This is a genomic window from Mesorhizobium sp. M0243 (genome assembly GCF_040321775.1).
Lineage (GTDB): Bacteria > Pseudomonadota > Alphaproteobacteria > Rhizobiales > Rhizobiaceae > Mesorhizobium.
In genome coordinates, this window is the sequence record NZ_JAMYSF010000021.1 from 48,471 (window position 1) to 72,030 (window position 23,560).

Consider the following 23,560-nt stretch of genomic DNA (forward strand, 5'->3'; position numbering starts at 1 on the left):
TGACATGGATACGGCACGAGTGCCGCGGAATACCGCCGGAATGCCTGTCGCTGGGACGGTCGTCGTGCGGGACATGAAAAAGAGGCGAAGAATCGCCCTGTCGCAACAAGAGGAGAACTGAAACATGCGCCTTTCCTTGAAAGCATCCATTGCTCTGCTCGCACTCGCCACCGCGACGCCCTCGCTTGCCGCGGAAAAGGTTCTTGGGCTTGCGGCAATCGACCTGCAGAATTCCTTCTTTGTCCGCATGAAGGAAGCGGGCGACGTGGCTGCCGCCGACTATGGGGTGAAATCCACCTGGCAGAGCGCCGAGGGCAGTCTGGAAAAACAGGTCAGCATCATCGAGAATTTCATCAATCAGGGCGTCAGCGCGATCCTGATCGATCCGATCGACAAGAACGCGGTCATTCCGGTCATCCAGAAAGCCACCGCCGCCGGCATTCCGGTGATCACCATGGGCAACAAGGTCGAGGCCGGCTCGAACTACTCGACGCTCTATCCGGACTACGACAACATGTCGATGGTTGCCCGCGCGCTCGGCAAGTCGCTTGGCGGCAAGGGCGAAGTCGCCCTGCTCGTCGGTTCGCGTGGTAACTTCGTGTCCGACACGCGCGAAAAAGGCTTTGTCGAAACCCTGAAAAAGGAGTTTCCGGATATCAAGGTTGTCGGCATCGAGCCGACCGGCTGGGACGCAGCCAAGGCAACCAATGCCGCCCAGACCTGGCTCACCACCTATCCGGATCTGAAGGCCATCGGCTGCATCTCCGACAGCCTTTGCCTGGCCGCCGATTCCGTTGCCAGCTCGATGGGAACCCAGCTGCTCTACGGCGGCTATGACGGCGACGCCGAGATGAAGCCGCTGATCGACGACGGCAAGATGGTGATGGACGTGCTGACCGGCGCCTATCGTGTCGGCTACTGGAACATCGCCGTTGCCGCTCGCCTGGCCAACGGCGAAAAGCTGCCGCAGGATCTCTACATGCCGACCTATTTCGTGACCTCGGATGCGACGGCGGCAAAGCTCAAGGCGGATGGCCTCACCTTCGAATACATCAACACCGACAAGGAGGCGGTGGAAGCCAAGAACTATACCGAGCAACTCGGTCCCAAGGTTCCGGCGACCGCCATGACCCTGGCAAAGTAACAGCCTAAAGCGGCTCAAGCGCCGGATGACATATCATCCGGCGTCCCCTTTTCCTGACGATCGCCGTCGCCGCTTCCGTGGTGACCGCGCATGATGCTCGATAAGAGGACCGACCCATGTTCCAGTCCTGGACCTCTCCGTTACTGCGGCGCAACGAACCGGTTCTCATCGCGGTGCTGCTGGTCGCCATCGCCGTCTTCGGCTGGATCGATCCGCGTTTTCTGTCGACCGGCAATCTTGTCAGTATCGCGCAGCAGAGTGCGGTCATCGCCCTCATCTCTTTTGCCATGACGGCCGTGATCATAGCGCGCGGCATTGATATTTCCGTCGGCAGCAATCTTGCCTGTTCCGGCATCGCCGCGGGCCTTGCCTACACGGCAACCGGCTCGGCGAGCTTGAGCCTTCTCGCCGCGATCGGTGGCGGTGCCGCAATCGGTCTGCTCAATGGAGCGCTGATCGGCTTTGCCGGCATCTCCCCATTCATCGCAACGCTCGCCACCATGGCGTTTGCGCGCGGCCTGGCGCTCAGTCTCTCCGGCGCATCGAGCATCGCGGTCGCCGATCCGGTCCTGCTTTTCGCGGGACGCGAGACGATCGGCCTCCTGCCGGTCTCCGTCATCATCGCCGCCATCTGCCTGGGCCTCTGGTGGTTCGTGCTCAATCGCACGGTGTACGGGCGCTGGATCTATGCGGTCGGCGGCAATGCGGGAGCAGCGCGGGCCTCACTGGTTCCCGTCGACCTCGTGCGCATCTCCGTCTACCTGATTGCCGGCGCAACGGCCGGGCTCGGCGCGATCCTCACCATCGGCCGCCTTGGTTCGGCACAGCCGCTTGCCGGCACCGGGCTTGAATTTACAGCCATCACAGCCGCCATCATCGGCGGCACGAAACTGTCCGGCGGCCAGGGCTCCATCTGGGGAACGGCGATCGGGGCGCTGCTGCTGGGCGTCATCAACACCGGCCTGTCCTTCCTGCAGGTACCACAGATCCTGATCTACTTCGTGACCGCGAGCCTCATTCTGGTGGCCGTTCTCACCAGCCAGCCGGAGAGTGTCGCCGCCCTGTTCAAAACCAGTGGCCGCAAGTCCACCCCGTCGCCCCGCAACACCGCCGCAACACCGGTCGGCAAACACAGCATCGCCTTGCGCGGGCTTGGCAAGTCTTTTCCGGGCGTCAAGGCACTCGACGGTGTCAGCTTTGCCGTCTCGGCCGGCGAGGTGGTAGGACTTGCCGGCGAGAACGGGGCCGGAAAATCGACGCTGGTGAAGTGCATTTCCGGTCTGCATCGTCCGGACGAGGGTGAGATCGTCATCGACGGCAACGCCGTCCAGTTCCACTCCCCCAGCGACGCCAAGGGCATCAGCGTCATCCATCAGCATTTCAGCCTTTCGCCGGACCTGACGGTGGCGGAGAATCTCTTCATCGGCCGCGAACCGCATACCCGCCTGGGATTTCTCGACCGGGCCCGGATGCGGCGCGATGCGAAATCCATCATGGACGAGCTGTCGCTCGATATCGACATTGGCGCGGAGCTGCGAACGCTTTCCGTCGGGCACCGGCAGATGGTGGAAATTGCCCGTGCCGTTCTGTCCGATGCCTGGTTCTTCATCATGGACGAGCCGACCAGCGCGCTCTCCAACCGCGAGCGCGACCAGCTCTACGACCTGATCGACAGGCTGAGAGCTCGCGGCGCCGGCATCCTCTACATCTCGCACAAGATGGAAGAGATCTTCAGCCAGTGCGACCGCGTCGTCGTTCTGCGTGACGGACGGTTCATCGGCGAGCGCCAGACCCGCCAGACCAACGAGGCCGAGATCGTCTCCATGATGGTCGGGCGCGATGTCGGCGACATCTTCCCCTATCTCGAAGCGCAAGTCGGCGAAACCGCGATCGAGATCAGCAACATCTCCGATGGCAAGCTCTTGAAGTCGGCCACGCTCAGCGTGTGCAGGGGCGAAATCGTCGCGCTCGCCGGCCTGATGGGAAGCGGCCGCTCCGAGGTGCTCAGGCTGATTGCCGGCCTCGAGACCATGCATGGCGGCACGCTCAGAATTTTCGGCGGGCAGCAGACCGGCGGCGACACCAAGGCCGCCAATCGCGCCGGCATCGTCTACATACCCGAAGACCGGCATCTGGAAGGCTTCGTCGGCACGATGTCGATCAGGGACAATCTGTCCCTCGCCTGGATTCGCGATAACAGTCACTTCGGCCTGCTGAGACCTCGCCGCATCCTGGCACTCGCCCGCGATCTCATCGGCTCACTCGGCGTGCGGCCGGCCCAGCCCGACAAGATGACCATCGAGCTTTCGGGCGGCAATCAGCAGAAGGTCGTCATCGGCAAATGGCTTGCCACTAAGCCGAAGATCATCCTGCTCGACGAGCCGACACGCGGCGTCGACGTCGGCGCAAAATCCGAACTCCATCACCTAATCGCAAGATTGAAGGCCGAGGGCGCGGCGATCCTCATGGTGTCGAGCGAGTTGCCCGAGGTTCTCGGCGTTGCCGACCGCATCGTCGTCATGCGCGAAGGCCACTCTGTCGGCACGCTGGCTCGTGGGGCGACGGAAGAAGACGTGATGACGCTGGCCTTCGGTGATCGCACGATCACACCACAAGCTTGCGCACCCCGGCCAGCATCCAACCTTGCACCATGCCTGTAAGGAGAAACCCTTTGAGCAAGCTGAAAATCGCCATCGTCGGTGCCGGCTACATGGGTCTCCTGCATGCGCAGGTGGTTGCCGCGAGTCCTGTCGCCGAACTGTCGGCATTCGTTGATCCGAATGCTGCCACGGGGAGCAAGGCCGCGTCGGATTTCGGTGCCCGGTATTTCCGCGATGCCACCACCGCGCTGACCGCCAATGCCGCCGACGCCTATATCGTGGCGGCACCCGACACGCTGCATGAAGACGTCTGCCGCATTCTGCTCGATGCCGGCAAGCCGGTGCTGCTCGAAAAGCCGATGGCTCATGATCTGTCCCCTGCCAAGGCGATCGCGAAAGCAGCGGAGAGAAGCGGCGCACGCCTGTTGGTCGGCCACATCCTGCGGTTCGACCCTCGCTATTGCGAGGCCGCGGCAGCGGTAAGATCCGGGCGGATCGGCGAGCCGATCCACGGCAGCAGCGGCCGTTTCACCAGTCGCGAAGTCGGTCTTCGCATGAACGGAAATTCGAGCGTCTGCTTCTACCTCGGCGTGCATGACGTGGATGCGCTGCAATGGATCTCGGGTTCGGACATCATCGCCGTCTACTCCCGGCCCGTCGCCAAGCTCATGCCTTCGCTCGGAGTTAGATCCGAAGATGCGATCTTCTCCACCGTCGAGTTGTCGAACGGAATGAGCGGACAGCTCTATTTCGGCTGGACGCTGCCACCGACCGTTCCGACCGGCATCTGGGCACGCACGGAAATCATCGGCACCGAAGGCATGATCGACCTCGACGTGCGCGACCACGGTCTACGCATCCTGTCGCATGGACAGTGGTCGCAACCCGACGCCCTGCACTGGCCGACCGTCAATGGCCGTATCACCGGGGATCTCTTCGAGGAGGTCCACCATTTCATTTCGGCGGTTCGCGACGATACCCCTTTCGTGATGCCGGTTGGCGACGCCCTGCGCGCCGTCGCCGTCAATGATGCAATCCTGCGCAGCGTCAAATCAGGCCTGCGCGAACCGGTCGAAGACTGGCACATCCGATGAGAGAACCCTCATGACCCGCCAACAGAACATCTGGTGCAGGCGCTTTCTCGACCTCTCGCCGTTGATCCTGCTGGTCATCCTGCTGGCGATCTTCGCGCTCATCGACGCCCGCATCGTTTCAACCGCCAGCCTCATCAACATCGTCGCCCAGGCGACCCCGATCGCCATCCTGGCGCTTGGGGCTCTGATCGTTCTGCTGACGGCGGGCATCGACCTGTCCGCCGGCGTCGGCGTCGCCTTCTGCGCCGTCTTCATCGCCAGCCTGATCGACCGCGGCGCCGGCCTGCCGCTTGCCTTGCTCGTCGGCTTTGCCGTGATGGTGGTGATCGGCCTCGCGAACGGCGCCGTTATCGCACTGTTGAAGATACCGCCCTTCGTGACGACACTGGCCACAATGGTCGCGCTGCAGGGCGCAACGCTTGCCGTTGCCTCCAAAGGCGTCCTGATGCTGAAGGATCCGACGCTTCGCGCGGTCGGCATTGAGCGCAGCTTTGGCATTCCCAATGTCATCTTCGCAACGCTCCTGATCGTTGCCGTAGCAGCAATCCTGATGCGGCACAGCCGTTTCGGGCTGCGTACCTATGCGCTCGGGTCGGATGCCGGAGCCGCGGAACTTGCCGGCATCCCGGTGACGAAACACACGATCCTCGTCTATTGCGCCTCCAGCATCTTCGTCTTCCTGACGGCCGTGATCATGATCAGCCGGGTGCCTGTCGTGACGCCCAATATCGGCGGTACCTCGCTGCTTCTGGACGCGATCGCCGCTGCCGTGCTTGGAGGCACCAGTATCTTCGGCGGACGGGGAACGGTGTGGGGGGCGGTCGTCGGCGCCCTGATCGTCAGTCTGCTGACAACTGCGCTTCGGGTGTTCGGCACGGATCCTTCCAGCCTCGAACTCTACAAGGGTGCAATCATCATGGTCGCTCTCCTGGCCGATTCCGGCATGACCTACGCCAAGGCGCGGCTCGTCGAGGCAGCACGATGAGCGAGCCAGTTCCGGCCTTGCCGATCCCGCCCAGGTCCAGCTTTGCGCTGATGACCTCGCCGGATACGGAAAGACACGCGACAGCCGGCGTGCATAAACCCGTCGTCATTCTGCCGCTCGGCGCTGTCGAGCAACATGGCCCGCATCTGCCTCTCGGCGTCGATTGCTGGCTTGCGGAAGCAGTCGCTCTCGCCGCGGCGGAAGGACAGGCTTCCATGCGGGTCGCCGAACCTTTCGCCTATGGCTCGTCCGAGCATCATCGCTCCTTCTCCGGCACGATGAGCCTCAGTCCGCGGACCTTCATCGCCGTGCTCGTCGATCTCTGCACCTGCCTTGCCGAAGACGGCTTCCTGCCGGTCATGCTGAACGGCCATGGCGGAAACCGCGCCGCGATCCAGGTGGCGATCACCACCCTTGGCCAGCGTGGCATCGTCACCGCGGGTTTCTCGTATTTCGATCTCATCGCCGACGTGGCGGCGGAGGCCCTGCCCGATGCCGCCACGGGCACCGGTCACGCTTGCGCGCTTGAAACCTCGTTGATGATGCATGTGCTTGGCGACAGCGTTCGCCGCGATCTCATCCCGCCAGGCGGCACTTCGCCATCCTGGCCGGATCCTCACCTTTACGCCGCGCCGGCCGTCACCGTCTGGCGCCGTTTCGAAGCCATCCGCGACAACGGCGTCATCGGCACGCCATCGGAGGCGAGCGCAGAGGCCGGCAGCAGACTTTTCATCGCAGCCGTGGAGCGCAGCCGTGCCGCCATTTTGAACATCCAATCCGAATTCGGCCAAAGGAACGCATGATGACAGTCCATTTCAAATCTTCTCTCGAAGGCCCCAACCTGCGCGGCATGGCGATCGTCTCGGAGCCGGAAGCAGCCGCCCGCATCGGCATCAACCGCATCGGCGGCGAGTGGATTGCCGGCAGCTCGGGCAAATTCCTGAAAATCGACAGTCCTTCGACGGGCGAGCATCTCGGCTATCTCTCCCTTTCCACCCGCGCCGATGTCGGTCGCGCGGTGAAAGCCGCCGAAGGCGCACGCGAGACCATGCGCAAGATGGGAACCTTCGCGCGCGCTCAACTATGCATGCGCATTGCCGACGCGATCGACAGGCGCGCCGAGGAGCTTGCGCGCCTGCTCTGCCTGGAACAGGGTAAGCCGTTCCACAGCGAAGCAAAGGCCGAAGCGTCGGCGGCGGCTCTCGGCTTCCGCAATGCGGCAGAACAGATGAAGTGGCTGGAGACGGCGGCGTTTCCGCTTGCCGATGCCAACAAGCGCGCCTTCAGCTTCCTGCAGCCGAAGGGCGTCTTTGCCATCATCACACCCTGGAATTTCCCGCTTGCCCTGCCCTGCCTCTACTATCTCGGACCGGCCGTCGCAACGGGCAACACCGTCGTCTGGGTGCCCGCGCCGACGACGTCGCTGATTGCCACTGCACTTGTCGAATGCTTCATCGAGGCGGGCCTGCCGGACGGCGCCATCAATCTCGTTCTGGGTGACGGTGCGGAGGTGGGCGACGAGGCGGTCGTTCATCCGGGCACCCATGCCATCGGCTTCACCGGCAGTTCCGCCACCGGCGCGACGATCGCCCGGCGTGGCGCGGGCAAGCCGCTTCTGCTCGAAATGGGCGGCAACGGTCCGACCATCGTCCTGGCCGACGCCGATATCGACATGGCCGCCGCCCAGGTGGGAGCCGGCTGCTTTGCCAATGCCGGGCAGATCTGCACGGCCACCGAACGCGTTCTGGTGCACAAATCCATCCATGACCGTTTCATCGAAGGTCTCGTGAAAGCGGCCGCGAAGGTGAAAATGGGCGACCCTTTCGATCCCGCGACGACGATGGGGCCGATCAACAATGCGGTGGCCGTCGACAAGGTGCTCAGCCACATCGCGGACGCCCGCGCGCGTGGCGCCGAGATCGTCACCGGCGGCAATGTGGCAGCGGGCTTTGCCACCAATCTCTATTTCGAGCCGTCGATCGTCACAGGACTGACCCGGGAAAGCCTGCTCAATGTCGAGGAATCCTTCGGGCCGATTGCACCGGTGCTGACCTTCGAGACCGACGAAGAGGCGATGGAACTTGCGGCGTCCAGCCCCTACGGCCTGTCGGCCGCGGTCTTCACCAGCACCATAAAGAACGCCTTTGCCTTTGCTGAAAGCCTGAAGGTCGGCATCGTCAACATCAACGAGATGAGCTGTTATTGGGAGCCGCACATCCCTGCCGGCGGCGCCGCCGGGACGCAGAGCGGCCTCGGTCGCACCGGGGGTCGGCACACGCTGATGGAAATGTGCGACCTGAAGACGATTACCGTGGACGTCACTCGCTGACATTCAAGGCCCGCGCCTTTTTGCGCGGGCCTGCCCTCGCGACCATATGCAGTTCGGCAGAGAGCTGTCAGGTGGACCGGCGCAGGCTGTCGGCCATTTTCTCGCCAATCATGATCGAGGTGAGATTGGTGTTTGCCTGGCAATCGAGTGGCATGATCGACGCATCGATAACCCGCAATCCTTCCAAACCGTAGACCCGGCATTCCGGATCGACCACGGCCTCGCCGGGCCGTCCCATGCAACAGCCTCCGATCCCATGCTGCGCATCGGAAGACTGCGCCAGCAGGAAATTGTCGACCTCCTCGTCACTTGCCGTTTCGAGCCATGACAAAGGCAGATCGGAATCCCCCAGCAGGACGCGCTCGGCGATCGCCTGGATCGGCGCCTGCCGGGCAATCTCGCCGAGGTGGCGATAGGCGATACGCATGCGCTGGAGATCCATTGGATCGTCCAGCATGTTCTCTTCCACGATCGGCTGGTCGAAAGGGTTGGCGGAACGCAGTTGCACGGTGCCGCGGCTCTTGGCCTCCATCAGGATCAGATTGACCATGGCCTCGCCGAACTGGGCGCTGTCGGACTCCACGCCGATACCGCCATGGTTCATGCCGACGTAGAGAATGTCGTCGCGCTCGGCACCCGGCACGCCGGAACTCATCCGCACACAGCAGTTGGTATGCCGCGCGTCGACATCGGTCGCCTTGAATTCCGGCTTCAGCTTCAGTTCGATGCGGCAATAAGGATGGTCGAAAAAACCTTCGCCGACCGGCAGGTCGGCAAGCACCTCGATGTCCTTTCGATTCAAGAGAGCCGCCGGACCGATGCCCGAGCGCTGCAGGATGACCGGAGAGTGGATGGCGCCGGCCGAGAGGACGATCAGCGGCGCCTCGAATTTGCGAACCTGACCGGCCACGATGGCCAAAACGCCGATCGCTTTCCTGCCATCGAAAAGCACCTTGTCCACTGTCGCCTGCCCGATGATGGTGAGGTTCGGCCGGTCGCGGGCCGCTTCCAGATAGCCGTCATTGACCGACACGCGCTTGCCGGCTCGACTGTTGATGGGATAGGTGCAAGCCCCTTCGGCATCCGGAGCATTGAGATCGTCATGCCAAGGATGGCCGAGAGCCATCGCGCTTTGGCGCATGGCCTTGTCGACGCTTCCCCAGCTTTCGACAGGCGCGCGGTAGATCGGAATCGGGCCGCCGCTGCCGTGAAAATTGGCCGCGATCGGGTCGTCCTCCAGGCGGCAGAAGAAGGGCAGCACATCCGCTCCCGACCAGCCCTTGCATCCGATTTCCTCCCAGCGGTCGAATGCATGGAGCACGCCGCGAATGGCAATCTGCCCATTGACGGCCGTCGAACCGCCAAGCCCCTTGCCGCGCCAGTAGACCCGATGCTCCTGCCGCTTCGTGCGGCGAGCCATCAGGTCGGGATACATGTATTGCTGCTGAAAATGATCGGGAAGCAGCAGGTTGAAGGGATTTGGGCTCGTCATCTCGGCAGGTTGCTCGCCGCTCCGGTAGTCCGGCCCCGCTTCCAGCAAAAGCACGGTCGTGGCCGCATCTTCGGTGAGCCGGGCGGCAAGAACAGCCCCGGCTGCGCCGGCTCCGACAACGATGACATCAAACGGCATGCCGTACTCCCCGGATCCGACCAATGCACGGCTGGCTCGACCGCGACATCATGTTGATTTCATTTGTGCACGATCATCTGCTGGCATTCAGGCTCAGCGATATACGCCGGAACCAACCACCTTAGCGTTGCACGACTGCAAGATCATCATGATTTGTTTTATATGTAAATATGATTTCGTATATGAACCCATCGGAAGGGTTTCTTTTCACCATCTGCTCCATATCGCGCGAAGAACCCCGGTGCTCTCCGTCCCCTGCCGGCGGTTCTCACACCGTCATCATCCATCGCCTTTTGACAGCGATCGGTTTTCGACAAAAGCGGTGTTTGGCGTGCTGCCCTTCCGAGTCGCGCCCAGGGAACAACTGCTTCCATGGAAAGTTAGTCCATGGCTACACCGCCGGTGAGCTTTCACGACAATCCAGGGAGACAAATCATGGCGACTGCAAAAAGAGCGACGACAAAGGGACTGGAGGCTTTGTTCCTCGATGGGCTGAAGGACATTTACTACGCTGAAAAGAAGATACTCAAAGCCTTGCCGAAGATGGCAAAGGGCGCCGAATCCGAGGAGGTGGCCGCGGCCTTTGAGAAACATCGCATGGAAACCGAAGGCCAGGTCGATCGGCTCGAGCAAGTGTTCGAACTTATGGACAAACCGGCCCGCGGCAAGACCTGTCCGGCGATCGACGGCATTCTTGAGGAAGGGTCGGAAATTCTCGACGAATACAAGGGTGACCCGGCGCTGGATGCAGGGCTGGTCGGCGCGGCACAGGCCGTCGAGCATTATGAAATCGCGCGCTATGGCACGTTGGTCGCGTGGGCTGAACAGCTTGGCAAGAGCGACGTGGTCAAGCTCCTCAACGAGACATTGAAAGAGGAGGTCGCGACGGACGAAGCGCTTTCCGGGCTGGGCGAAGGCGGTGTCAATGAGCGCGCCCTGGAGCAAGCTGCCTGACTGGTTGTGCCCGGCGCCAAAGCCGCCGGGGCGACTTCGCGACCCGGCCTCTTCGTCGGTACCCCTTCAGATGCAATCAGACCCACCCCGATACTTCGGGGTGGGTCTGCTGAAATCAACCGCGATCAGCGGTTCTTGTGGCTTTGTTCGCCAGCTTTCACGTGCTGTTCGTGGGTTCCACCACGCATGCCGGATCCATCGCCCTGCTGCCGTTGACCACCACCAGCGGCCTGCTGTTGCTGACGGTTTTTATTGTCGGCGTTCTTGTGGCTCTGCTGGCCTGCCTTCACATGCTGTTCGTGACTACCACCTTGATTGGGCATTCTTCTTCTCCTTCAAAATCCACGAGGCGACAACCGCCTCGATTGCCTAAGAAGAGTCAGGCGCGAACGTTCCCTCACGTAACATTTTGTGAAGACCACAAAGCCCGCGGCGTTCGAAGGCGCCTGAGATGGCTGCCGGATTTATTTTCTTGGCGTTGGCAACGAGTTCATCTTGGCCGTGACCGACGTTGCCGGCGGGTCTCATGCCTGTGCCCACCCAGGAGGAAAATGCATGTGATTCCGATCCGAGAGATTTACAACCGCTTTGACGTAAAGCGAGGATGATAGAGCGCGGGCCGCCGCAGCGCTCTATCAATACAACATCGCACAGACCGGGATCGACGACCGAGCTGTCATCGGAGCGGAGCTTTGCGACCACTCAGGAAGAGTCTGGGGCGGGCTTTGGGGCAGAACGGAGCTCGGGCTCCTGTTTCTCGACATGTTCTTCCTGCCTGAGCAGTTGCGTGGCCAATCCTTTGGCTCACAACTTCTCAGGACTGTCGAGGAAGAAGCCATCCGGCGTGGCTGTAAGAAGGCCGTCGTGGAGACGAGCAGTTTCCAGGCACCGGTATTCTACATGCGCCATGGTTTCGAGGAATTTGGCAAAGTCGAATTCGGGATCCCTGGACATGCCCGCATCTTCCTTCGGAAAGATCTGCTGTGAAATTGATCGGGAACCTGCCGTCATGGCCTCAATCGCGAGGCAGCGACGGGTCGGTTCATTTTCCCGCAGCGAGCAGTGACTGTTCATATGATCTGCCAAGGCTGATCCAACGCCAATTTGCGACGCCATGCTCCACAGCCAAATTCTTGAGCGCCACAGCCTCGTGTGAACCGACTCAGGCCGTGGGTGTTGCTGCTTGGAACAAATCGGCGGCGGCAGAAGTTTGGCGTGCGCTACGAGGACCGCATGGCGAGCAAATCGACCGTGGTAGGCCGCTCCGGCGCACGCAAGCTTTGCTCTCGCCGCGCTCACAAGTGCAAGTCTGCCAGGGCGTGGTTGAAAGGGAGAAATCATGGCCAAGGTTTCAAGTCCGACCCCTGCCGCGGCCATAGGCGAAGTTCAGGCAGGAGCGACGCAGGACAAGACGCCGGGGTTCGATCCCGCCATTGCCCCGCTTGAGACAGACGCAGAGGCCGCGGACACACAAAATCCGGTCGCTGGGACAAGTCCGCCGCGCAATCGTCCAGAATTCGAAAACGATGCCAGCTTTGCCAACGCCATGCGCCCGGTCGAAGGCGAGCCGGAACTGCGGCCTGGCGCCAACTGGCCGGTTTTGGTGATTGCAGCTGTCGTTTTGATAGCAGCCGTGGTTTTCCTGGCGGCAAGCATGCTGCGCTGAGAACGATCCCGACGATGCAGCACCCCACGGCCTATTCATGGAGGTCTGGTGCGCCCTTCATGCCTGAGAGTTCGGTCATTGGGCACAGCAGCCGCGGTCGCGCGGGATCGGAGATGTCGAGCTTGTCCCAAGGGATGCGGTATAGACCGTCGCGGCGGCGCAATCGGAAAAGATCCAGCACCGCCACGCCTATGGCCGAGGCCGAAAGACGCTCGAAAGCAGCGTAGACCCCGACATGGAATTCGGTGACGAGGAAATCGTCACCGTCCCGTTCGGCGTGGATCTCCTCGATATAACCGACATTCTTGCCGCGCTGCGAGAGTACTCGTCGCCCTGCCAGATGCTCGAGATTGACCGTGGTCATTATCAAGCTCCCGGAATGCGCCCGATGACATGGTCGCGCAACCAGTCCTGCCAGGCGAAGATCGACGTTTCTCGCACATCGATGTCGAACTCGACATCGATGCCGATATCTTTCACCTTGTGCCAGGCGATCCGATGGGGTTCGCCATGCTGCTTGCCACCCAGCTTGACCACGAGCCGCGCCATCCAGCGCCCAGGCCCTGCGCCGAGGCGACGTGCCAGGGTGATGGAGCCGAGCTCGATGGCAATGATCCGAGGCGGCTTGCCAGGCCGCAACTCCGCCACCAGCCCGTCGACCTTGCCGATCTTGATCTGCTCGCGGTCGACCACCTGCTTGTCGAGGAGATCACGCAGCAACTTCATCATGTGCCCCCGAATATCTGCAGCGGGATGGTCACCACCGCCAGTACGAAGCCAAGCGCGATGATGAAGATGACGGCGGCATTCGACAAAAAGCCATTGCGATGCTCGCCGACATAACGTTTGTCGTTCAGCAGAAACAGGAAAGGAACGACCGTCAGCGGCAGGCTGGCTGCCGTCAGCGCCATGGAAAAGATGGTGAGCCTCAGCGGATCGAGACCAAGCGCGATGGGAATAGCCGCCAAAAGCAATGATATCGTGTAGGTGGCGCTGAAACCCGGATCGTCGCGCGGCTTGCGATCCTCGCCCCAATTCCAGCCGAAACCCTGGGCCACAAGATAGGCCTGTTGCAACCCGACCTCTAGTGCGGCGCCGAAGCAGGCAATGGCGAGGGAGGCAACAAACAGCACGAAGCCCCAGAAGCCGAATATGGATATCAGCATCAACGGCAATTGGTGATAGTCGTCCACCTGGGTGACGCCATGCGTGGCGAGCACGAGAGCGGCCACGATCAACACGCCGATCGAGATGGTCCCCCCGAAAGTCATGCCCAACCCCGCTATGGCCCGATTGGCTCCGAGATAGCTTTTGTCCCACCGGTCCTCGATGGCCCCCGAGGAATAGAACATGAAGAGGTAGGGCGATATCGAGGCGCCGAGAATGCTCACCGCCATGAACCAGTAATTGGCGGCATCGTGGACCGGCAGCGAAGGCACGGCGCCCCTTGCGACTGCCGTCCAATCGGGTCTCAGCATCACCGCTCCGACGACGAAACACAGCGTCACCAGACCGAGAATAGATACGCCCTTCTCGATGAAGCCGAAGGTGCCTTTCCAAAGCAGCAGCCACGCCAGCAAAGCCACCGGCAGTGCCCACCACTGGAAGCCTATGCCGGTGGCAAATTCGAGCGCAATGGCGACGCCGCCGATCTCGGCGGACAGCACCAGGAAATTGACCAGCAGGGCGGCCAGCAACGGCCATAGAAAGACGTTGAAGCCGAATCTCTCGCGGATGCCGTCGGAGATCGTGTGATGGCTCACGGCCGCGAACCGGCCGGACATTTCGACAAGGAAGATGATGCAGATGGTGCCTAGCACCACCGCCCAGATCAACTGGAAGCCAAACATCGCGCCTGCCTGCGCCGCCGTCGCCATGGACCCAACTTCGAGGAAGCCGCCGACGCTGGTGACGACGCCGAGGGATATTTCCATGAGCTTCTTCATGGCTTCGGCGCGAAATACTTGGCGTAGGCGGTAGCGAGCGAACGCGACGCCAGCCGTAGATCCTGTTGCGCGTCTTGGACTTCCGGCCGGTCGCCCGCCTGCAATCCGGCCTCTGCACGCGCCACCGCGACCGACAAATCGTAGACTGCCTTTGTCAGTGAAGCTTGCTCGGCGGGTTCACTGGTTTGCGCGGACCGGATTTGCGCCCCGGCGTCGGTAAGCGTCTCGCCGATCGATTGCAGCGTACCCACCGTGTATGCGGTCGGCGCCGCCCCTGCCGCCCAGGCGTCCAGCGCCATCAACACGGTCTGCGATGCGGAGGCCGCTGTTCGTGATTGCTGCTCGATCTGATCGGAAGATGAGCATGCCGACAACATCAGCAACAGCAAGCACAAGCAGTCGTGCCTGAGATAGCGGCGTCTAACGATCAAATCAGGCGTTTGGTGCGCCACCGAATAGTCTCCCCCGACCCAACAAAACCGTGGCCGGCGTAAATCTGATCTAGAGCACTCGTCGGGTCCGTCAACGACCGCGTCCGCCGATCCGGAGCACGAGGCGGCGAGCCAGGTCCCGATCGGTTTCAATTGCCGCACCAGCGTAAGCTGAAGGTCAGGCGGGGCGATCCCCGTTCGGCGCGTCTTGGATTCTGTATTCGTGAATGAGGCCGAGAACCTGAGTTCTGACTGTATCGCGCGCGTCGGGCTGGATGAAAAACATCAGCCGTTCGACCGCTTCCACGACTGCTTCCGGCAGATCCGAAACCGCATCGGTGAATTCGCTGCCATGCTCGTACATATTGTCCGTCAGCTTCTTGTCGAGGTCGGAAAGGATGCCCATCATCCACACTCCAGATCGGTGCTGTATTGAACTCAGTTCGGCAGGGTCACCGCGAGGTCGCCCTCTCCTGTTGCTGCCGGCCGTCGATCACTGTTGCCCCGGCATTTCCGTGTTTTCCCTGGGATTTTTCTGGACGCCCGCAGCCGGGGCGGTGTCCGCCGGGGCATTGCCGCCCTGGTTCTGCTCCGGCGCACGTTTCAGCGGGGAGGTCTGCCAGCCCATGTCAACGTAGAAAAAGCCGACGATGAAACCGACAATGATGACCGCCGCTATCACCAGCGAGATTATTGCGTTGCGTCGCTCCATAGGCCTAGTCGCCACTTGGCTTTGGAGATGCGGGCTGCGTTGGCTGCGTACCTTGCTGGTCGCCGCCGGTGCTGGTCTGCGGCGTCGGGTTGGTGTCCGTCGTGGGATTCTTGTCCACCGGCTGGCTGTTCGTAGTGTCCGTCTTGGACTTGGCCGGATCGGCATTGTCGTTGCACCCCGCCAAGGCGAGTAATGCCGCTGACATCAATAGCACTGCTCTCATGCCGATTTCTCCTGGCTGAGTTCGGGCGAAGCCGCCTGCCAATGACCTATTCGGTCGAACCGCACCGAAAGCCCCTGTTTGACCGCGCTTCTAGCCAGCAAATGGTCCAGTTCGGCGTCTTCGATCGGACTTCGTACGACTTGGCGAATGGCCTTGCAGGCAAGTTCCGTCGAGACGAAATCATATCTCCTGCTCCTGGCGACAACATATTGTTCGACCAGCATTTTCACGCGCCTGAGCGCGATTTCTTCGGCGTATTGCATTTTATTCCTCCTGCGCCCCGAACTGCCGAACGGGTTTGTTGTTCCAAAACATGATTGTCGAGGTGATTAGATGCTCGCGCTTTCCGATAGAAAGCGCGAGCGGATCAGGCTGAGGGGACCCGATCGTGCAGCATCAAACAAGGGGAGCAACGATGCTGCATGATATCGAACTCGCCCGGACCTGAGTTGTTCCACCTCTCCACGCCGCGTGTTCATTGAACTCAAGAACAAATCCTTGTCACGGCCTGCATACGGCCACGCATTCAACCTCTCCGTACGGAACAATCCGTCCCGACAGTAGTTCGGCCGAAGCGAAGCTCGGAGGACGAGATGACGAATGAAAAATTGGCCGTGGTGACGGGCGCCTCGAGCGGCATTGGGAAGGAACTCGCCAAACTGTGCGCCAAGGACGGCTACCACCTGATCCTAGCCGCCGACGAGCCCGCGATCCAGCAGGCAGCTGAGGCGCTCGGTTCGCATGGTGTGACTGTCGAAGCCATCGAGGCCGATCTGGCGACCGAGGAGGGTGTCGATCGTTTGATCGCCGGGATCGGCGATCGCGATGTCGACCTGTTGTTCCTGAATGCCGGACGTGGGCTCGGCCGTGGTTTCGTCGATCAGGATTGGAAAAAAGTACGCCGCATCATCGACACCAACATCACCGGGACAGTCTATCTCGCGCATCAACTCGGAGCCAGGATGGCACGCCGCGGCCGAGGCCGCATTCTCTTCACAGGATCGATCGCTGGTTTCATGCCGGGCACTTTCCAGGCGGTCTACAACGGCACCAAGGCTTTCATCGATTCCTTCTCGATCGCACTGCGTCATGAGTTGCAGGCCACAGGAGTCACAGTCACCGTGCTGATGCCCGGGGCAACGCAGACGCGGTTCTTCGAACGCGCCGAAATGATGGATACCAAGGTCGGCACCGATGAGAAGGACAATCCCGCCGATGTGGCCGAGGCCGGCTACGAGGCGATGATGGACGGTGAGGAACAAGTCATCAGCGGCTGGAAGAACAAGCTGCAGGTCGCCGCGGCACATGTGACGCCGGCAGGCACGCTGGCCGAACAGCACCGCAAGATGGCCGAGCCGGGTTCTGCCTCCAAAGGCTGACCTTCAGCCTTCACGCCAGAACCAAAATGTCGGGCAGACTCTTCTGCCGACCTTCTTCCAAGGCAGGAGCACCATCATGAAAGCGCTCACGTGGCACGGCAAAGGCGACATTCGATGCGACCAGGTGGCTGATCCCGCCATCGAGGATGATCGTGACGTCATCATCAAAGTCACCTGTTGCGCCATATGCGGCTCGGACCTGCATCTGATGAACGGATATATGCCGACGATGGAGTCGGGCGATGTGCTCGGACACGAGACGATGGGCGAGGTCGTGGAAGTCGGCAGCGGCCATTCGAAATTCAGAAAGGGCGACCGCATCGTGGTGCCTTTCAACATCTCATGCGGCGAATGCTGGTTTTGCCAGAAGGGGCTGTTCTCGCTTTGCGACAGGTCCAATCCCAATGCCAAACAGGCTGCCGAAGTGATGGGACAATCCCCGGCTGGCCTGTTCGGCTATTCGCATCTGGTCGGCGGCTATTGGGGAGGGCAAGCCGAATATCTGCGCGTTCCTTTCGCTGATGTCGGTCCGATAAAGGTGCCCGAGGGAATGGACGACGAACAGGTGCTGTTCCTCTCCGACATCTTTCCAACCGGCTATATGGCGGCTGAAAACGCCGGCATCGAGCCAGGCGAAACCGTCGCCATCTGGGGTTGCGGTCCGGTTGGTCAGTTCGCCATTCAGAGCGCATGGATGCTCGGCGCCGGCCGCGTCATTGCCATAGACAAGGTGCCGGAGCGGCTGGCGATGGCTCGCGAGCACGGCAAGGCCGAGACGCTCGACTTCAGCAACTCCGATATCTACGACGCCTTGATGGCGATGACCGATGGCCGCGGTCCGGATCGCTGCATAGACTGTGTCGGTACCGAGTCGGATCCCGGCGCCAGTGCCGACTCCATGCTCGACAAGGTCAAGGCTGCCGTCTATCTCGGCACCGATAGGCCGCATGTATTGCGCGAAGCAATTTACTCCTGCCGCAAAGGCGGCACCATCTCGGTGCCCGGCGTCTATATCGGCCTCGTCGATCATATTCCGTTCGGCGCCGCCATGAACAAGGGACTGACCTTCCGGATGGGTCAGACGCACACGCAACGCTATCTCGAACCGCTCCTGGCCATGGTACAGAAGGGCGACATCGATCCCTCCTTCGTGATCACGCACCGGGCAGACCTCGAAGCGGGACCGGACCTCTACAAGACGTTCCGTGACAAGCAGGATGGCTGCATCAAGGTGGTGATGCGACCGCATGGCTGAGATGTCGGTATCTTGCGCGGGGTCCACCTTGCGCGGATTCCCCGCCAAGGATAGCACCGACGCTGCCGAGGAACCTGGAACTTTCGACCGTGGCGGCGGTTGACCCGCAGAATAAACTCAGGGCGACGAGACTGTCGTGCCCGCCCGCTGCGAAGGAAGTTATCGCCATGAGCAATGAGAATCCCACATCGAAACCCAGCGTCCGGTCGCCAAACGCCGATGCTCTGCCGCACCCGAGACGGGACGCCAGTGACACAGATGCCGGTGCCAAGCCGCTGACGCCGAAAACCGCCGGCACATCCCGGCCATCGGCCCCGCCGCTGGACAATCCGGTTGCCAATCGAAACGCCGGGCGGCCGCGTCAGGCGAGCACCACGCCTAGGCCGACCGACAAGCCCCTGGACTGATCGAAACCGGCCTCTTGAAATCACAGCGAGTGTTTGTCGGGACGAAGCGATGCCAGGTCGGCCAGGGTGTTGAGAAGTGCAGCGTCGCCTGCCGGTTTCGGCACGAATTTGCAGTTTCGGAAGGGTGTGGGAACGTCGCGCGGCCCAAATCCGGTCATGAATGCGAAGGGGATGCCGCGAGCCAGCAATGTTTCGGCCACGGGCAGACTTGTTTCACCGTTCAATTGAATGTCCAGCAGCGCCACGTCGGCTTTGCCTGCATCGATAAGCTGACGAGCCGCGGCGACCGACGAGACCGGGCCGATCACCGGATAACCCGCCGCACGCAGGCGAGACGCGACGTCTTCGGCGATCAGCCATTCGTCCTCGACCACCAGAACGCGCGGCCTGTCGTCGCTCACGGCGCCTCCTTGTGATTTGCCGGAAACGCGATCTGGACGCTGAGGCCGTCCTTGTGGAACGCGGTCTCGACATGGCCGCCGAGCCTGTAACCGATTTCTCCTTGCAACAAGGTCAGGCCAAAGCCGTTGTCCAAGGGCGCCTCGACAAGAGGACCGTCCTTCTCTCGCCAGCCAAATGTGAAACTTTCATCCTCGATCGACCATTGCACACTGACCTTGCCGTCGGTTTTTGACAAAGCGCCATACTTGGCCGCGTTGGTGGCCAGTTCATGAATGGCCATGCTGAGGGAAAGCCCCTGTTGCGGGCCTAATTTCACGTCTGCGCCATCGAGTTCAACCCGCTCGATGCCGAAGGGTTCGAGCTCCTGCTGGAGCAATTCCCTGACCGAGGCTTCCTTCCATCTCTCCCGGGTCAGCAGGCCGTAGGCCCGCGACATGGCATGCAGGCGGCCGATCAGCGCATCCGCGAACTCCTCCTTCGTATCAGAACTTTCCCGCGTGCGGCTTGCAATGCTGGCGATCACCGCAAGCATGTTCTTGACCCGGTGGTTGAGTTCCGAGATGAGCACCTGCTGATGCTCTTCTGCCTGTGCCAGCGTGGTAACGTCGACAAGTGTCACCACCACGCCCTGGATCCTGTTGCCCTTGTCCCGATAGGGATTGATGCGGACCATGTGGAACAAGCCCCTGGCATCGCGCGCCAGATGGTGATTCAGGATCTCGCCTGTCTCGAACACCTTGTCGATGTGCTGCTTCAACTCTGGGTAGTCGAGTTGGCTCGACAAATCCGTCAGCGGCCGGCCAACATCGGAGGGGCGCAGGCTGAAGAAGGATGACGCCGCCGGCGTGAAGGTGCGGACCACAAGGCTGCGGTCGAGGAAAATGGTCGCGATGTCAGTGCTTTCGAACAGGTTGCGCAGATCGCCGTTAGCGTGATTGAGCTCTTCTATCTTGGCCGTCAACTCGGCATTGATCGTGTTGAGTTCCTCGTTGAGCGACTGCATCTCCTCCTTCGAGGCTTCGAGTTCCTCATTGGTGGATTGCGCCTCCTCATTGACGGAGACGAGTTCCTCGTTCGACGATTTCACCTCCTCCAGCGCGGTCTCGTATTCCTCGATCATCGATTGCAGGCGCTCTCTGGTATCGCGCAGTTCCCGCTCGAGATCGGCGGTGCTGTCACTGTCACGGCTGCCGCCGTCTTCCTCTGAGCGGGCCTGCGTCGGGCCCGACGGCTCGAAAAGGACAAGGTAAAGCGGCTCGCCGTTGCCGCGTTCCGCGAGCGGCTCGATCGTCAGCCTGATCGGCTGGACCCGTTCGTCGTCTTCCTCCACGGTGAGGTTTTCCCGCACCACTGTGCGGCGCGTGGTCGTCGCTTCGCGCAGTGCGGCGCGGAGATCCAGCCGCAGCCCACGCCTTGCCATCGTCAGCAACTGCCGGCTGGGAATCCCTTGTGGCGCTTCGAGATATCTGCCGGTCCTGGCCGAATAATAGACGACATCGCCCTCGGCGTTGACCAGGACATGCGGCGGCGCGAACCGTTCCAGCACCTGCGCCTCCACTGCCTGCCGCAAGGGATAGCCGACAAGTCCCTTCTTCGAGCCGGCGCTTTCGGATGGGAAGACGCTGGAATGACTTTCCCCGATCAAGGCCGGCAGTCTGATGTGCGGTGACGCATGCTCCCGCGCATGGAAGATGCGATGTTTCTTGTCGACGGTGGCGAACAGATCGTCGTGCTGCCCGACGCTTTCGGAGGTGCCAAGGAAAAGGTAACCGCCGGGCTTCAGCGCATAATGGAAGACAGGGATGACGCGGTTTTGGATGATCGGGCCGAAATAGATCAGCAGATTGCGGCAGGAGACCAAGTCCATGCGCGAGAAGGGTGGATCGCGAATGACGCTGTGCGGCGAGAAGATGCACAGTTCGCGTATCGCATTGCTGATGACATAGCTTTCGCCATCGCCGTTGAAAAACCGCTGTTTGCGTTCGGGAGAAAGACCTTGCAGCAAGGCTTCCGGATAGCGTGCCGCCCGCGCCACCGCCAGCGCCGGCTCGTCGATGTCGGTGGCGAATATCTGGACGCGCGGAACGACCGTAAGCTTCTCCATGTGTTCGCGCAGCAGGATGCCGATGGAGAACACCTCCTCGCCCGTGGCGCACCCGGGAACCCAGACCCTGACGGTGTCGCTGGCGGTCTTGCCTTCGAACAGCTGCGGTATGATCTTTCGCTCGAGCAACTCGAAGGCATCGGGGTCGCGAAAGAAGTTGGTGACATTGATCAGCAGATCGCGAAAAAGGCTCATCACCTCGCGAGCATCCTTCTTCAGCCAGTCTATATAAGCGCTGATGGAATGGACCTGGGCGATCTGCATGCGCCGCTTCACGCGGCGCAGGAATGTCTTGGTCTTGTAGCCCGAGAAGTCGTGGCCGGAGTGGCTGCGCAGAATGGCGTATATCTGTTCTCGCACCTTATCGATGTCGGCCGTATGGTCGCCATCTTCTTCCGTCAGCCCCTCCAACGGGTCGAAGCCGCGGGCGAAAGCCTCCAGCTTCGCCCCGATCTCCTCGGCGGGCACAGCGACATCGACGAGTCCGCTGGCAATAGCGCTCTGCGGCATGTCGGGATTGCGCGGCCCGTAGCCGTCCGGCGCTTGCGCGACGGTAAACCCGCCCCGCTCCTTGATGGCCTTGGCACCCAGGGTTCCATCGGAATCACCGCCCGACAGGATGACGCCAACGGCATATTCGCCCTGGTCTTCGCCCAATGCAGCGAAGAAGATATCGATGGGCTTGCGCTCCTGGGTAAGCCCATTCGGCCGTCGCAGGTGCAGCACCCCCGATTCAATGGCCAATGTCACGTTTTGCGGCATCACATAGACGTGGTCGGGTTGAACCACCATGCCGTCCCCGATCACGATGACAGGCATCTCGGTGTAGCGGCTGATGACCTCGTGCAACAGGCTTTCGCGCTTGGGGCTGAGATGCGTGATGATGACGAAAGCCATACCAGGCTGACCGGTCACGCCCTTGAACAGACCTTCCATCGCGGGAATGCCGCCCGCCGACGCGCCGATGCCGACGATGGGAAATCTAGTCGATCGGGCAGTCACGGCATGTCCCCCTTTCGCCGACCCGACCTGAAATCCCCTCAAGGCCGGATCGGACAGGACACAACCATATAGCGCGCAAGACGGATGGAACAAGACGTCAGGGATGACGTTGAACCCGATATCAATGGTGTTCAATGGCAAAACGATCTGCTGACATAAAACTCCCGACGCCGGTGGTATCAGGGGAGCCTGGATCGCTTGGAAGTTCCCATGCTGGGGCCGTCCCGGATCGCATGCTGGCGCTTACGAGACGGTTGCAGGCGGCCTTGGACGACAGAATTCGGAAGGCAAATCCGCTGCATTCTAACCTCCGTTCCAAGAAAGGATGACGACGTGCGCGACCTGCGGGGGCTGCATATTCTGATAGTCGAAGACGAATGGACGATGGCGGGGGATCTTGCGCGGTTTTTCAGCAATATGGGCGCCATCATCCTCGGTCCCGCTGCAACCGTCGAACAGGCATCCAAACACACCGGGACGGCTGAAGCTGCAATCCTCGACGTCAATCTCAATGGCCGACGCGTGTTTCCAATCGCCGATGAGTTGATGCGCCGGGGTGTCCCCTTCGTGTTCTTCAGTGGCGATGACGACATCGCCATTCCCGATCATCTCCGCTACGCCAGCAATTTGCGGAAATCCTCGGGCAGCCAGGCGGTGTTCAACGCGCTCTTTCCCCCGCAGGCATCTGGGCGGGAGACCCCCATGTCGGACCCCTCCGACGACGTCTTCGCGCTTTTGCCCAAACTGCGACTTGCGGCGCGCCTTTTGCTGGCAGACGTCGAGGCATCGGATCGGCTCGTCGAGAGGACGCTCGAGCAAGCGATCCGGGATGTCGACCGCAGACAGCTTGGTCAATCCACTGAAAACTGGCTCAACGGCATCATGCAAGAGATGGCGAAAACCCGCGGCGCAAAACTGATGCATTAGTTTGCCTTCCAAGAAAACTTGGCCGTACAGATAGGCCATTTGACCGGCGTCATCAGCCCTTCTGATTGCGCTCGACGAACTTGTTGAAACGGCTTGCTTTCCCCTCACCGGTCTTGGCCTGATACAGAAAGGCCAGATCATTCTCGTCGAATATCCGGAAGAACTCGTCCCATTCGACGGGCTCGAATGCTTCCTCGGGCTCGCCGAAGTCGATCCGCAGGATGCCGCCCTCGCCTTTGGTGCGCACCACTGCCGGCCGGCCATCCCGCTCCTCGGCCCATTTGCGAATTTCGTCGTGGTTGGTGGTCGTTTGCGACTGAGACATTGAAATCTCCTTTGATCATCGGCGTTGCCACATGGGACACGCGGG

At 61.3% G+C, this 23,560-nt stretch carries 25 protein-coding genes; 12 read left to right on the plus strand and 13 right to left on the minus strand.

Translation table 11 applies throughout. The features are described 5' to 3' along the window. The first annotated feature begins 124 nt into the window (after positions 1-124). The 6 genes from NKJ11_RS23965 to NKJ11_RS23990 all read left to right on the plus strand — a co-directional run bounded on the left by NKJ11_RS23965 (position 125) and on the right by NKJ11_RS23990 (position 8,152). Complete coding sequence (locus tag NKJ11_RS23965) at positions 125-1,144, plus strand: sugar ABC transporter substrate-binding protein (RefSeq protein WP_023809448.1); 1,020 nt, start codon at positions 125-127, stop codon at positions 1,142-1,144. Positions 1,145-1,260: 116 nt separating this feature from the next. Next, positions 1,261-3,804, plus strand: coding sequence for an ATP-binding cassette domain-containing protein (locus tag NKJ11_RS23970; RefSeq protein ID WP_352551557.1), 2,544 nt, complete (start codon positions 1,261-1,263; stop codon positions 3,802-3,804). Positions 3,805-3,815: 11 nt separating this feature from the next. Continuing rightward, on the plus strand, positions 3,816-4,838 hold the full coding sequence (locus NKJ11_RS23975; protein ID WP_352551558.1) for a Gfo/Idh/MocA family protein: 1,023 nt from the start codon (positions 3,816-3,818) through the stop codon (positions 4,836-4,838). 10 nt (positions 4,839-4,848) lie between these two features. Beyond that, entirely contained in the window at positions 4,849-5,823 is a 975-nt protein-coding gene (locus NKJ11_RS23980) for an ABC transporter permease (RefSeq protein ID WP_352551560.1), read from the plus strand. Further along, the gene (locus NKJ11_RS23985) at positions 5,820-6,626 is read left to right on the plus strand and encodes a creatininase family protein (RefSeq protein ID WP_352551562.1); all 807 of its coding nucleotides are present in this window, start codon (positions 5,820-5,822) and stop codon (positions 6,624-6,626) included. The genes NKJ11_RS23980 and NKJ11_RS23985 overlap by 4 nt, the downstream gene beginning before the upstream one ends. Next, positions 6,626-8,152 (plus strand): aldehyde dehydrogenase family protein, encoded by a 1,527-nt coding sequence (locus NKJ11_RS23990; RefSeq protein ID WP_128303900.1) that lies wholly within the window; start codon positions 6,626-6,628, stop codon positions 8,150-8,152. The genes NKJ11_RS23985 and NKJ11_RS23990 overlap by 1 nt, the downstream gene beginning before the upstream one ends. A 67-nt stretch (positions 8,153-8,219) precedes the next feature. On the opposite strand, the gene NKJ11_RS23995 is transcribed toward NKJ11_RS23990, so the two are convergent. Continuing rightward, positions 8,220-9,782: a GMC family oxidoreductase gene (locus NKJ11_RS23995; RefSeq protein WP_128303899.1), complete on the minus strand. Its 1,563-nt coding sequence runs from the start codon at positions 9,780-9,782 to the stop codon at positions 8,220-8,222. A 435-nt stretch (positions 9,783-10,217) separates the two neighbouring features. Here NKJ11_RS23995 and NKJ11_RS24000 point away from each other — a divergent pair, with 435 nt between their 5' ends. Next, complete coding sequence (locus NKJ11_RS24000; RefSeq protein ID WP_013530428.1) at positions 10,218-10,736, plus strand: YciE/YciF ferroxidase family protein; 519 nt, start codon at positions 10,218-10,220, stop codon at positions 10,734-10,736. A 125-nt stretch (positions 10,737-10,861) separates the two neighbouring features. Here the strand turns inward: NKJ11_RS24000 and NKJ11_RS24005 are convergent, their stop codons facing one another. Beyond that, the gene (locus NKJ11_RS24005) at positions 10,862-11,059 is read right to left on the minus strand and encodes a hypothetical protein (protein ID WP_013530427.1); all 198 of its coding nucleotides are present in this window, start codon (positions 11,057-11,059) and stop codon (positions 10,862-10,864) included. Positions 11,060-11,486: 427 nt separating this feature from the next. Between NKJ11_RS24005 and NKJ11_RS24010 the strand changes: the two genes are divergently transcribed. Both NKJ11_RS24010 and NKJ11_RS24015 read left to right on the plus strand, forming a co-directional pair. Beyond that, on the plus strand, positions 11,487-11,723 hold the full coding sequence (locus NKJ11_RS24010) for a GNAT family N-acetyltransferase (protein ID WP_352794429.1): 237 nt from the start codon (positions 11,487-11,489) through the stop codon (positions 11,721-11,723). A 352-nt stretch (positions 11,724-12,075) separates the two neighbouring features. Further along, entirely contained in the window at positions 12,076-12,402 is a 327-nt protein-coding gene (locus NKJ11_RS24015) for a hypothetical protein (RefSeq protein WP_352441969.1), read from the plus strand. A gap of 31 nt (positions 12,403-12,433) precedes the next feature. On the opposite strand, the gene NKJ11_RS24020 is transcribed toward NKJ11_RS24015, so the two are convergent. From NKJ11_RS24020 to NKJ11_RS24055, 8 genes are all read right to left on the minus strand, one after another. Next, complete coding sequence (locus tag NKJ11_RS24020; protein WP_352551568.1) at positions 12,434-12,766, minus strand: hypothetical protein; 333 nt, start codon at positions 12,764-12,766, stop codon at positions 12,434-12,436. Between the two features lie 2 nt (positions 12,767-12,768). Beyond that, positions 12,769-13,128, minus strand: a complete 360-nt coding sequence (locus NKJ11_RS24025) for a hypothetical protein (RefSeq protein ID WP_352794395.1) — start codon at positions 13,126-13,128, stop codon at positions 12,769-12,771. Then, positions 13,128-14,348 carry an NRAMP family divalent metal transporter gene (locus NKJ11_RS24030; protein ID WP_023809459.1) on the minus strand — a complete coding sequence of 407 codons (1,221 nt, stop codon included), beginning with the start codon at positions 14,346-14,348 and terminating at the stop codon, positions 13,128-13,130. The genes NKJ11_RS24025 and NKJ11_RS24030 overlap by 1 nt, the downstream gene beginning before the upstream one ends. Then, on the minus strand, positions 14,345-14,800 hold the full coding sequence (locus tag NKJ11_RS24035; protein ID WP_352551570.1) for a hypothetical protein: 456 nt from the start codon (positions 14,798-14,800) through the stop codon (positions 14,345-14,347). Before NKJ11_RS24035 ends, NKJ11_RS24030 begins: the two co-directional genes overlap by 4 nt. A 157-nt stretch (positions 14,801-14,957) precedes the next feature. Next, the gene (locus NKJ11_RS24040; RefSeq protein WP_031212583.1) at positions 14,958-15,188 is read right to left on the minus strand and encodes a hypothetical protein; all 231 of its coding nucleotides are present in this window, start codon (positions 15,186-15,188) and stop codon (positions 14,958-14,960) included. An 84-nt stretch (positions 15,189-15,272) separates the two neighbouring features. Then, on the minus strand, positions 15,273-15,491 hold the full coding sequence (locus NKJ11_RS24045; RefSeq protein WP_352441966.1) for a hypothetical protein: 219 nt from the start codon (positions 15,489-15,491) through the stop codon (positions 15,273-15,275). A gap of 4 nt (positions 15,492-15,495) precedes the next feature. Then, complete coding sequence (locus tag NKJ11_RS24050) at positions 15,496-15,714, minus strand: hypothetical protein (protein WP_023809463.1); 219 nt, start codon at positions 15,712-15,714, stop codon at positions 15,496-15,498. Next, the gene (locus NKJ11_RS24055) at positions 15,711-15,977 is read right to left on the minus strand and encodes a hypothetical protein (protein ID WP_023809464.1); all 267 of its coding nucleotides are present in this window, start codon (positions 15,975-15,977) and stop codon (positions 15,711-15,713) included. The genes NKJ11_RS24050 and NKJ11_RS24055 overlap by 4 nt, the downstream gene beginning before the upstream one ends. 330 nt (positions 15,978-16,307) lie before the next feature. On the opposite strand from NKJ11_RS24055, the gene NKJ11_RS24060 reads away from it, so the two are divergent. Together NKJ11_RS24060 and NKJ11_RS24065 are read left to right on the plus strand one after the other, a co-directional pair. Beyond that, complete coding sequence (locus NKJ11_RS24060; protein WP_127292248.1) at positions 16,308-17,093, plus strand: SDR family NAD(P)-dependent oxidoreductase; 786 nt, start codon at positions 16,308-16,310, stop codon at positions 17,091-17,093. Positions 17,094-17,169: 76 nt separating this feature from the next. Beyond that, positions 17,170-18,348, plus strand: coding sequence for a zinc-dependent alcohol dehydrogenase (locus NKJ11_RS24065; RefSeq protein ID WP_023809466.1), 1,179 nt, complete (start codon positions 17,170-17,172; stop codon positions 18,346-18,348). Between the two features lie 427 nt (positions 18,349-18,775). Here NKJ11_RS24065 and NKJ11_RS24070 read toward each other — a convergent pair whose 3' ends face one another. Beyond that, on the minus strand, positions 18,776-19,156 hold the full coding sequence (locus NKJ11_RS24070; RefSeq protein WP_023809467.1) for a response regulator: 381 nt from the start codon (positions 19,154-19,156) through the stop codon (positions 18,776-18,778). Then, positions 19,153-22,263: a CheR family methyltransferase gene (locus tag NKJ11_RS24075; protein WP_352794396.1), complete on the minus strand. Its 3,111-nt coding sequence runs from the start codon at positions 22,261-22,263 to the stop codon at positions 19,153-19,155. Before NKJ11_RS24075 ends, NKJ11_RS24070 begins: the two co-directional genes overlap by 4 nt. A gap of 333 nt (positions 22,264-22,596) precedes the next feature. Here NKJ11_RS24075 and NKJ11_RS24080 point away from each other — a divergent pair, with 333 nt between their 5' ends. Beyond that, positions 22,597-23,190, plus strand: a complete 594-nt coding sequence (locus NKJ11_RS24080) for a response regulator (RefSeq protein WP_164892923.1) — start codon at positions 22,597-22,599, stop codon at positions 23,188-23,190. A gap of 52 nt (positions 23,191-23,242) precedes the next feature. Here NKJ11_RS24080 and NKJ11_RS24085 read toward each other — a convergent pair whose 3' ends face one another. Beyond that, positions 23,243-23,515: a hypothetical protein gene (locus tag NKJ11_RS24085; protein WP_127255003.1), complete on the minus strand. Its 273-nt coding sequence runs from the start codon at positions 23,513-23,515 to the stop codon at positions 23,243-23,245. Between the last annotated feature and the right edge of the window lie 45 nt (positions 23,516-23,560).

Coding starts and splice junctions, on each gene's coding strand:
- NKJ11_RS23965 (WP_023809448.1), top strand. CDS start 125: ATGCGCCTTTCCTTGAAAGCATCCATTGCTCTGCTCGCACTCGCCACC.
- NKJ11_RS23970 (WP_352551557.1), top strand. CDS start 1,261: ATGTTCCAGTCCTGGACCTCTCCGTTACTGCGGCGCAACGAACCGGTT.
- NKJ11_RS23980 (WP_352551560.1), top strand. CDS start 4,849: ATGACCCGCCAACAGAACATCTGGTGCAGGCGCTTTCTCGACCTCTCG.
- NKJ11_RS23985 (WP_352551562.1), top strand. CDS start 5,820: ATGAGCGAGCCAGTTCCGGCCTTGCCGATCCCGCCCAGGTCCAGCTTT.
- NKJ11_RS23990 (WP_128303900.1), top strand. CDS start 6,626: ATGACAGTCCATTTCAAATCTTCTCTCGAAGGCCCCAACCTGCGCGGC.
- NKJ11_RS23995 (WP_128303899.1), bottom strand. CDS start 9,782: ATGCCGTTTGATGTCATCGTTGTCGGAGCCGGCGCAGCCGGGGCTGTT.
- NKJ11_RS24000 (WP_013530428.1), top strand. CDS start 10,218: ATGGCGACTGCAAAAAGAGCGACGACAAAGGGACTGGAGGCTTTGTTC.
- NKJ11_RS24005 (WP_013530427.1), bottom strand. CDS start 11,059: ATGCCCAATCAAGGTGGTAGTCACGAACAGCATGTGAAGGCAGGCCAG.
- NKJ11_RS24015 (WP_352441969.1), top strand. CDS start 12,076: ATGGCCAAGGTTTCAAGTCCGACCCCTGCCGCGGCCATAGGCGAAGTT.
- NKJ11_RS24020 (WP_352551568.1), bottom strand. CDS start 12,766: ATGACCACGGTCAATCTCGAGCATCTGGCAGGGCGACGAGTACTCTCG.
- NKJ11_RS24025 (WP_352794395.1), bottom strand. CDS start 13,128: ATGAAGTTGCTGCGTGATCTCCTCGACAAGCAGGTGGTCGACCGCGAG.
- NKJ11_RS24030 (WP_023809459.1), bottom strand. CDS start 14,348: ATGAAGAAGCTCATGGAAATATCCCTCGGCGTCGTCACCAGCGTCGGC.
- NKJ11_RS24040 (WP_031212583.1), bottom strand. CDS start 15,188: ATGATGGGCATCCTTTCCGACCTCGACAAGAAGCTGACGGACAATATG.
- NKJ11_RS24045 (WP_352441966.1), bottom strand. CDS start 15,491: ATGGAGCGACGCAACGCAATAATCTCGCTGGTGATAGCGGCGGTCATC.
- NKJ11_RS24050 (WP_023809463.1), bottom strand. CDS start 15,714: ATGAGAGCAGTGCTATTGATGTCAGCGGCATTACTCGCCTTGGCGGGG.
- NKJ11_RS24055 (WP_023809464.1), bottom strand. CDS start 15,977: ATGCAATACGCCGAAGAAATCGCGCTCAGGCGCGTGAAAATGCTGGTC.
- NKJ11_RS24060 (WP_127292248.1), top strand. CDS start 16,308: ATGACGAATGAAAAATTGGCCGTGGTGACGGGCGCCTCGAGCGGCATT.
- NKJ11_RS24065 (WP_023809466.1), top strand. CDS start 17,170: ATGAAAGCGCTCACGTGGCACGGCAAAGGCGACATTCGATGCGACCAG.
- NKJ11_RS24085 (WP_127255003.1), bottom strand. CDS start 23,515: ATGTCTCAGTCGCAAACGACCACCAACCACGACGAAATTCGCAAATGG.